This is a genomic window from Microbacterium sp. B35-30 (assembly GCF_010634855.1).
Taxonomy (GTDB): Bacteria; Actinomycetota; Actinomycetes; order Actinomycetales; family Microbacteriaceae; genus Microbacterium.
Genome location: NZ_MWLQ01000069.1, coordinates 1 through 7,774, shown reverse-complemented (window position 1 = coordinate 7,774; position 7,774 = coordinate 1). Strand labels below are relative to the sequence as shown.

The following is a 7,774-nucleotide window of genomic DNA, read 5'->3' as shown; positions in this document are numbered from 1 at the left end:
GGTTCGGGTTCGGGCTCGGCGTTGGGTTCGGGTTCGGGCTCGGGCTCAGCGTTGGGTTCGGGTTCGGACTCGGACTCTGGCTCGCGCTCTGGCTCGGACTCGGCCTCGGGCTCGACCTCAGCCACGAACTCCGCTTCGGGTTCGGTCACGTGCTGGGGACCGGGCTCATCGCCGGGTGGGGGAGCGGCGGAATCGGGCGTGGCGCCGGGTTCTGCAACCCACCCATCGGACTCAGCTTCAGGTACGGGTTGGGACTCGCGTCCGGCTTCGGGTTCAGCCCCGGGGTGGGGAACCGGCGCGGCGTCGGGTTCGCCGGGGGCGTCGGCCGCGGGCGCGGGTTCGGACTCCGGTTCGGGCTGGGGTTCCGGTTCCGCGCCGGGAGCGGGCTCGACGCGGGGGTTGCCATCGGCATCGAAGGCCGCGAAGAACGCATCGGCCTCCATGTCGGAGTCCGTCTTGACGTAGTGCTCCCACGGGCGGTCGTCGTCCGCGTCAGCCGGCTCGGGAGTAGAGAGCTCGTCGTCGATCTCACCCAGAGCTTCGACGTCGGGGTCGGAGTCTTCCGGCGCCCAGGGGTCGTCATCGGCGGGCTCCTCGGCCTCCTCCGCAATCGCTGCAGGGTCTGACGCCCGGTCGTCCGCACGCGCCGCGTCCACCGCGGGGGCGTCATTCGGCCTCGGGTGCTCCGGCGCGACCTCGCCCCGCTGCTCCTGTGCGGCGGCGGGGACGATGTTGATCACGCCCGTGCTCGCGACCGCGTACCACGGGGGCGCGGGCTCCGTCGGAGCGGCTTGGGGAGCCGGCGGCAGGTCGTCGGCCGGCGCGGGCTCCGGGGCTTCCGCAGCACCGCTGTGCTCGGCGGTTTCCGCAGCACCGCTGTGCTCGGCGGTTTCCGCAGCACCGCCGTGCTCGGCGGCTCCCACAGCGCCGCCGTGCTCCGCGGCGCGTGCACCTTCCGTGGTCGCGGCAGGCTCATCGTTCCGAGCCTCGCTCGCCCACGCAGCGCCGGCGGCTGCTCCGAGAGCAGCGGCCGCGCCCGGCGCGCTCGTTCCCTCGGCGTCGAGGACTGCCGTGCTGAGCGCCGACTGCTCGGCCTCGTGCGATCCCGAGTCGTCCTGCTCAGGCGCAGGGGCCGCGACTGCTCCCGCCTCCGACTCCGAGGGCTCTGGATCCGTCGCCACCACCGGCGTCGCCGCCCCTGCCGTCGTCGTCCCCGCCGTCGCCGCCCCGGCCGACGTCGCGCCCGCGGCGAGACCCACGGCGGCAGCATCCGTTCCGGGCACCTGCGACAGCGTGCCCACCCCGCCCGCGGCGCTCGCGTGCACCCGTGCGCCGTTGACGAGGTCGAGGAAGACCTCCTCGAGCGCCGGGCCCCGGCGGTGCAGCGACGACAGGGCCACGCCGCCGGCGGCGGCTGCCGCACCGACCGCGACCGGGTCGAGGCCGCGCACGGTGAGTCCCGAGCGGAGGACCTCGAACGGCACGCCCGCGGCCTTCAGCGCCGCCACCAGCGCCGAGCGATCGGGCGCGTCCACGACGGTGGCGTGCTCGTCCGGGTCGGTGAGCTCGTCGATCGAGCCTTGGAAGACGAGCCGCCCGCGCGAGATGATCAGCAGCGCGTCGACGGTCTGCTGCACCTCGGCGAGGAGGTGCGACGACACGAGCACCGTGCGCCCCTCGCCCGCGAGCTGGCGGAGGAAGCCGCGCATCCAGCGGATCCCCTCGGGGTCGAGGCCGTTCGCCGGCTCGTCGAGCACCAGCACGCCCGGGTCGCCCAGCAGCGCGTACGCGAGGCCGAGGCGCTGGCGCATGCCCAGTGAGAATCCGCCGACCTTGCGGTTCGCGGCATCCGTCAAGCCCACGAGATCCAGCACTTCGTCCACCCGCGCCCGCGCGATGCCGGCGGCCTGCGCGTAGATGGTGAGGTGGGCCGCGGCGGTGCGGCCGGGATGGAAGCTGGATGCCTCGAGCACGGCGCCGACGGTCTGCAGCGGGTGATCGAGCTCGGCGTAGCGCCGGCCGCCGATCGTCGCGTGGCCGTCCGTCGCGCGGACGAGGCCGAGCAGGATCCGCAGTGTCGTTGTCTTGCCCGCGCCGTTCGGCCCGAGGAATCCGGTCACCTGCCCGGGCTCGACGCGCGCGGTGAGCCCGGCGACGGCTGTGACGGCGCCGAAGCGCTTGGTGACACCTGAGAACTCCAGCGAATGGCCGTGGGGCATGCCGAACCCTTCCCGTGGTCGTGAGCGAGACACCCCGCGGGGCAGTGGTCGGGGTCGCTTCATTGCGGGTTCCTCGCGGAACCGAGTTCCATCCTGGCGGAAATCCAGGTCCGGCGTGGGAGAACTTCAGCCGCCCGGTAACGTTGCGCTCGTGACCGACCTCGCCGACGTCAGCGCCGAGCCCACCGTCCTCCTGAGCACGAGCGGAGGGCTCGGGCGGCTCACTCTCAATCGCCCGCGCGCGATCAACGCACTCGACCTGGGCATGGTCCGGCGCCTGCACGACGCCCTCGACGCGTGGGAGCACGACACCGAGGTCGATGTCGTGCTCCTGGACGGCGCCGGCGAGCGGGGGCTCTGCGCCGGCGGAGACGTGCGCGGCCTCGCCGAGCAGGTCACGAGCGGTCGTGCCGAGGACGCCGGGGTGTTCTTCCGCGACGAGTACGCCATCAACGCCCGCATCGCCGAGTATCCGAAGCCGTTCATCGCGTTCGCCGACGGCATCACGATGGGCGGCGGGATCGGTGTCGCCGGGCACGCGGCGATCCGCATCGTCACCGAGCGGTCACAGCTGGCGATGCCCGAGACGCGCATCGGGTTCACCCCCGACGTCGGCGGCACCTGGCTGCTCGCGCACGCACCGGGTCGCCTCGGCGAGTACCTCGGACTCACCGGCGCGGTGATGGATGCCTCGGACGCGATCTACGCCGGATTCGCCGACCACTTCGTACCCCACGCGAGCCTCGACGCCGTCCGCGACGCGCTCGAGACGCGGGCCGACCCGTCCACGCCGACCGAGCTCGTGCTGCTGTTCGACGAGACGCCCGCCCGGTCGAAGCTCGAGGCGGCACGCACGTGGATCGACGACGCCTTCGCCGCCGACACCGTCCCCGAGATCGTCGAGCGACTGCGCGCGCGGCCCGAGCCCGAGGCATCCGCCACCGCCGATCTGCTCGGCGAGCTCTCGCCGACCGGGCTCGCCGTGACCCTCGCCGCCGTGCGCCGCGCGCGTGAGCTGCCGGGACTGCGCGAAGCGCTCGACCAGGAATACGGGCTCGTGATGTGGTTCGCGACGACGCAGCCCGACCTCGCCGAGGGCATCCGCGCGCAGGTCATCGACAAGGACCGCTCGCCGCGCTGGCAGCCGGCGACGCTCGCCGACCTGCCGGCAGACCTGGGGGCGACGGCCCTCGCCCACCGGCCCGACGTTCCGCTCTGGGGCTGACCGCGCGAGCGGCGAGGAGGAACCGTGAGCACCCGCCGCCGCGCCTACTCGATTGGGGTCGCGATCGACTGGTTCTTCTTCGTCTTCGCCGGCCTGGCGGCGCTGTGGCTGGCCTACCTCAGTTTCACCGAGACGTTCCACGTCGGCTGGTGGGGCATCCCGTTCTTCCTGGCGTTCTGGCTGCTGCTCGCCTACCTCGTGCTGCCCCGCCTGCACCGCATCCTCACCACCATCTACGTGCCCGAGTACTTCATCGGACGCACCCGGACCAGCGACGGACTCCTCGGCGATCCGGTGAACCTGGCGTTCCAAGGCAGCGGCGAGCAGATCCGCGCCGCGCTCGAGGCCGCCGGCTGGACGCGCGCCGAGCCCGTCACCCTGGGGTCGTCGTGGCGCATCGTGGCGTCGACGCTCAGGCGGCGCAGCTACGACGAGGCGCCGGTGAGCCCGCTGTTCCTCTTCGGCCGCCAGCAGGACTTCGCATACCAGCAGGAGGTCGACGGCAATCCCGCGCAACGTCACCACGTGCGGTTCTGGCGCTGCCCCGACGACTGGCTGCTGCCCGGCGGCCGCCGCGTCGACTGGCTCGCCGCCGGCACGTTCGACACCAGCGTCGGGCTGTCGCTCTTCACGCTCCAGGTCACGCATCGCATCGACGCCGACACTGACGTCGAGCGCGACCACATCGTCAGGACGGTGACGGATGCCGACCCCCGCGTCGCGGTCGACGTCATCGCCGATTTCGCCACGGGCTATCACGCCCGCAACGGCGGCGGCGACAGCATCCGCACCGACGGCGACCTGCCGATCGTCGACGTCCGGGCGGTCGAGACCCGTGTCGATGCATCGGGGGAGGTGGCCGCGTGAACGCAGAGACGCCCGCCCCGCAGAAGCGGCCCGCGTACGAACCGGCCGCGCGACTGCTGAGGCCGCCCCGGTACGACCCCCACATGAAGCGGCCGATGTCCACCACCGCCGGCGCGGCTTTGATCCTGCTGCGCGTCCTCGCGGGTGTCGCCGTGCTCGTCGGCATCGCGGCGGGGTGGGATGAGCTCCTCGCCGATCCCGACTCCGTGCTCGAGGGCTTCGACCCGAGCCCAGAGGGGACGCAGGCGGCGCTGTGGCTGGTGCTCGGCACGGGTTCAGTGGTGCTGCTGCTCGACCTCGCGATGGCGTTCCTCGTGTACCGGGGCATCAACTGGGCGCGCGTGGTGGTGATGTTCATCTCGATGCTCTCGATCAGCACGTCCTTCACCGCCTGGTGGGCGCAAGGCCAGGAGATCGAGATCGACGGCACGTACGTGTCGCTGAGTCTCGACATCCTGGTCCTCCTCGCCCTGTCGAGCCGCAGCGCCGCGGCCTATGCGCGCCGCAACGAGCGGCGTGACGCGCCCGACGGTGCGGGGGTGACGTAGCCTGATCTGCGGTGTTCCGCGCGGCTGATCCGGGCGGCAGAGGCTCGTGGGGGAGGGTTCGTGTTCGACAGTCCGCTCTCGGCGTCGGCCTACGAGGTACTCGCGGTCGACCCCGGTGTCGACGAGGAGACCCTGCGCAAGGCCTACCGCCTGCGGCTGCGGCAGACGCACCCCGACACCGGCGGCGACGCGGCCGTGTTCATCCAGGTGCAGCGGGCCTGGGAGCTGGTCGGCACCCCCGACGCGCGTGCGGCCTACGACCGCGGTCACGGCTTCGGCGAGGCGGCCGCTCCGGAGTGGTCGGGATGGCGGCCACCCGCGGCCCGCACCGACACCCGCCCGCGTGCGCGCTCGTACGGCCACCCCGGCGGCTGGCGCCGCGAGCGCTACCTCACCCTCATCCGCGAATGGGCGGGCCGCGGCGTGACCCTCGACGACCCCTACGACCCGGCGCTCGTGCGCTCCGCTCCGGTGGCGCTGCGGCGACTTCTCGCCGATGCGCTCGCCGAGGAGGCGACCGCCCGCATCGTGGCCGACCTCGGCATGGGCTACACGGTGTGGCACGACGTCGCGGCGTCCGGGCGCGGTGCCGACCCCGATGCCAAGATCGACCACATCGTGCTCGGGCCGAGCGGCCTGTACGGCCTGCTGTCGGAGGACTTCGGCGGTCCGGCGCGGCTGCGCCGCGGCGAGTTCGTCGGCGACGGCGTGCCCGGCGCACCCCTCGCCGAGCTGCTCGCACACATGCGCGTCGTCGCGCGCGCGGCGGGCGTGCGGTTCAGCGGAGCGATCGTCGTGCTCCCCGACGAAGACGTGGTCGAGCCGATCCAGGAGCTCGGCCGGGTGCGAGGCATGCGGGTCGCGATGGTGTCGCGCAGCGCGCTCGCGACCGTGCTCCGTCGCGGCATCACCGGCGCGCGCGACATCGGCGGCAACGAGGTGTTCGACATCCGCACCCGGCTGCAGCAGACCGTCCGCTTCGCCTAGCCGAGCCCCGCGCCTGCCCTGCGCCGCGCCCGCCGTGCCCCGCGCCGCACCCGGCGCCTGCCCTGCGCCGCGCCCGCCGTGCCCCGCGCCGCACCCGCCGCGCGACGACGGGCGATAGCCGCCCCGGCTCAGGCGCGGTCGCGCGCCTGTCGCAGCCACCGTTCGATGCCCGCGATGTGCACCTGGGCGATCGAGGTGGCGAGCTCGGCGTCGTGGTCGGCGATCGCGTCGAGGATCGCCCGGTGCTCGGCGAGGGTCCGCTCGACGACGCCCGCCTGTGTGAGGCCGCGCCAGACGCGTGCCCGCACCGTCTGGCTGGTCAGGCTGTCCAGCAGGCTGGCGAGGTAGTCGTTTCCCGCGAGCCGCGCGATCGCGCTGTGGAAGCGCACGTCGTGCTCGACCAGGGACTCGATGTCGGTGTCGGGGGCCACGGCGCTGATCTCGGCATCCAGCCCCGCGACGTCGTCGTCGCCCGCCTGCTGCGCCGCGAGGCCCGTCGCGTGGGACTCGAGCACCCGGCGCACGGCGAAGATCTCGAGCAGCGAGTCGTCGTCGTGCAGGTCGACGACGAACGAGATCGCCTCGAGGAGGAGCTTCGGCTCGAGGCTCGTGACGTACGTGCCGTCGCCGCGCCGCACGTCCAGCACCCGGATGACCTCGAGCGCCTTGACGGCCTCGCGCATCGAACTGCGCGAGAGGCCCAGGCGCTCGGCGAGATCCTTTTCGGGAGGCAGGCGGGACCCGGGGCCCAGCTCGCCACGCACGATCATGTCTTTGATCTTCTCGATCGCTTCGTCGGTGACGGCCACGCGCCCATCTTAGACATCGGATGTCCGGCGGGCACGGATGCCGCGGCCCCCGTGCGTCCGCGGCAGAATGGAAGCCATGCGAGTCGTGGACGGACACCTCCATCTCTGGGACCCAGAGGTCCTGACCTACGAGTGGCTGGACGGACCGCTGCTCCGATCTTTCGGACCGGAAGATCTCGATCTCGCCTTGCAGGACGCACCCGACGGCGACTTCGGCTTCGTGTTCGTCCAGGCGGAGTGTGCGCCGGAGCAGTCGGTCGCCGAAGCCGACTGGGTCGCGTCGCTCGCAGCGCAGGTGCCGCTGCGCGGCATCGTCGCGCGCGCACCGCTCGAAGACCCTGCCGCGACCGACGCGCACCTGGAGGCCTTCGCGAGCAAACCGCTCGTGGTCGGGGTGCGCCGCATGCTGCAGTCCGAGGCCGACGGTTTCGCGGCGGAGCCGGGCTTTCGCGACGCCGCCCGGGCCGTGGCATCCGCCGGCCTGCCCTTCGATGCGTGCGTGCGCTGGAGCCAGCTGTCGGACGTGGCGGCGCTTGCCGACGCCGTGCCCGAGCTCACGATCGTGCTCGACCACCTCGGCAAGCCGCCGGTCGGTTCGGCGGATGACGCGGCCCCCGCCGACGGCACGCCGTGGGCGACGGAGCTGCACAGGCTCGCCCGGCGCCACAACGTCGTCTGCAAGCTGTCGGGTCTGCCCGCGGAGTCGCAGGGAGAGTGGACCGCCGCACAGCTGCGCCCGTTCCTCGACGTCGCACTGGACGCCTTCGGCCCGCACCGCCTCCTGTTCGGCGGCGACTGGCCGGTCTCGGGCCCGTACGGCCGCTGGGTCGAGACCGTTGCCTCGTGGCTCGGCGACCGCGTCGGCGCCCACGACCGCAACGCCGTTCTCGCCGAGAATGCCGAGCGGGTCTACCGCCTGGGCTGAGCGGTACAGGCTCACGGTCGTTAAGCCGGCGAAGCGAGACGAATCGCTCTGGACCGATGTCGCGCGCCGGGCTACGGGCGTTTCGTCTCGCTCGTACCTCGCTCGCTCAACGACCGGGGAATCGGCGCGACTCAGCGGGCCCGGTCGTTGAGCGAGGGAGCGCCAGCGACCGAGACGAAACGCTCCGGACCGAC

At 72.9% G+C, this 7,774-nt stretch carries 7 protein-coding genes; 5 read left to right on the top strand and 2 right to left on the bottom strand.

Annotated elements, in window-relative coordinates:
• The coding region (locus B2K11_RS20845; RefSeq protein WP_204260216.1) for an ABC transporter ATP-binding protein at positions 1 to 2,219 on the bottom strand (2,219 nt) is incomplete at its 3' end.
• A 151-nt stretch (positions 2,220 to 2,370) separates the two neighbouring features.
• Here B2K11_RS20845 and B2K11_RS20360 point away from each other — a divergent pair.
• From B2K11_RS20360 to B2K11_RS20345, 4 genes are all read left to right on the top strand, one after another.
• On the top strand, positions 2,371 to 3,444 hold the full coding sequence (locus B2K11_RS20360; RefSeq protein WP_204260215.1) for an enoyl-CoA hydratase/isomerase family protein: 1,074 nt from the start codon (positions 2,371 to 2,373) through the stop codon (positions 3,442 to 3,444).
• Positions 3,445 to 3,468: 24 nt separating this feature from the next.
• The gene (locus B2K11_RS20355; RefSeq protein WP_163620912.1) at positions 3,469 to 4,311 is read left to right on the top strand and encodes an LssY C-terminal domain-containing protein; all 843 of its coding nucleotides are present in this window, start codon (positions 3,469 to 3,471) and stop codon (positions 4,309 to 4,311) included.
• Positions 4,312 to 4,406: 95 nt separating this feature from the next.
• On the top strand, positions 4,407 to 4,859 hold the full coding sequence (locus tag B2K11_RS20350; RefSeq protein ID WP_239526302.1) for a hypothetical protein: 453 nt from the start codon (positions 4,407 to 4,409) through the stop codon (positions 4,857 to 4,859).
• 60 nt (positions 4,860 to 4,919) lie between these two features.
• Complete coding sequence (locus B2K11_RS20345; RefSeq protein WP_163620911.1) at positions 4,920 to 5,846, top strand: DnaJ domain-containing protein; 927 nt, start codon at positions 4,920 to 4,922, stop codon at positions 5,844 to 5,846.
• 128 nt (positions 5,847 to 5,974) lie between these two features.
• On the opposite strand, the gene B2K11_RS20340 is transcribed toward B2K11_RS20345, so the two are convergent.
• Positions 5,975 to 6,655: a FadR/GntR family transcriptional regulator gene (locus B2K11_RS20340; protein ID WP_163620910.1), complete on the bottom strand. Its 681-nt coding sequence runs from the start codon at positions 6,653 to 6,655 to the stop codon at positions 5,975 to 5,977.
• 76 nt (positions 6,656 to 6,731) lie between these two features.
• Between B2K11_RS20340 and B2K11_RS20335 the strand changes: the two genes are divergently transcribed.
• The gene (locus tag B2K11_RS20335) at positions 6,732 to 7,580 is read left to right on the top strand and encodes an amidohydrolase family protein (RefSeq protein ID WP_163620909.1); all 849 of its coding nucleotides are present in this window, start codon (positions 6,732 to 6,734) and stop codon (positions 7,578 to 7,580) included.
• The last annotated feature ends 194 nt before the right edge of the window (positions 7,581 to 7,774 follow it).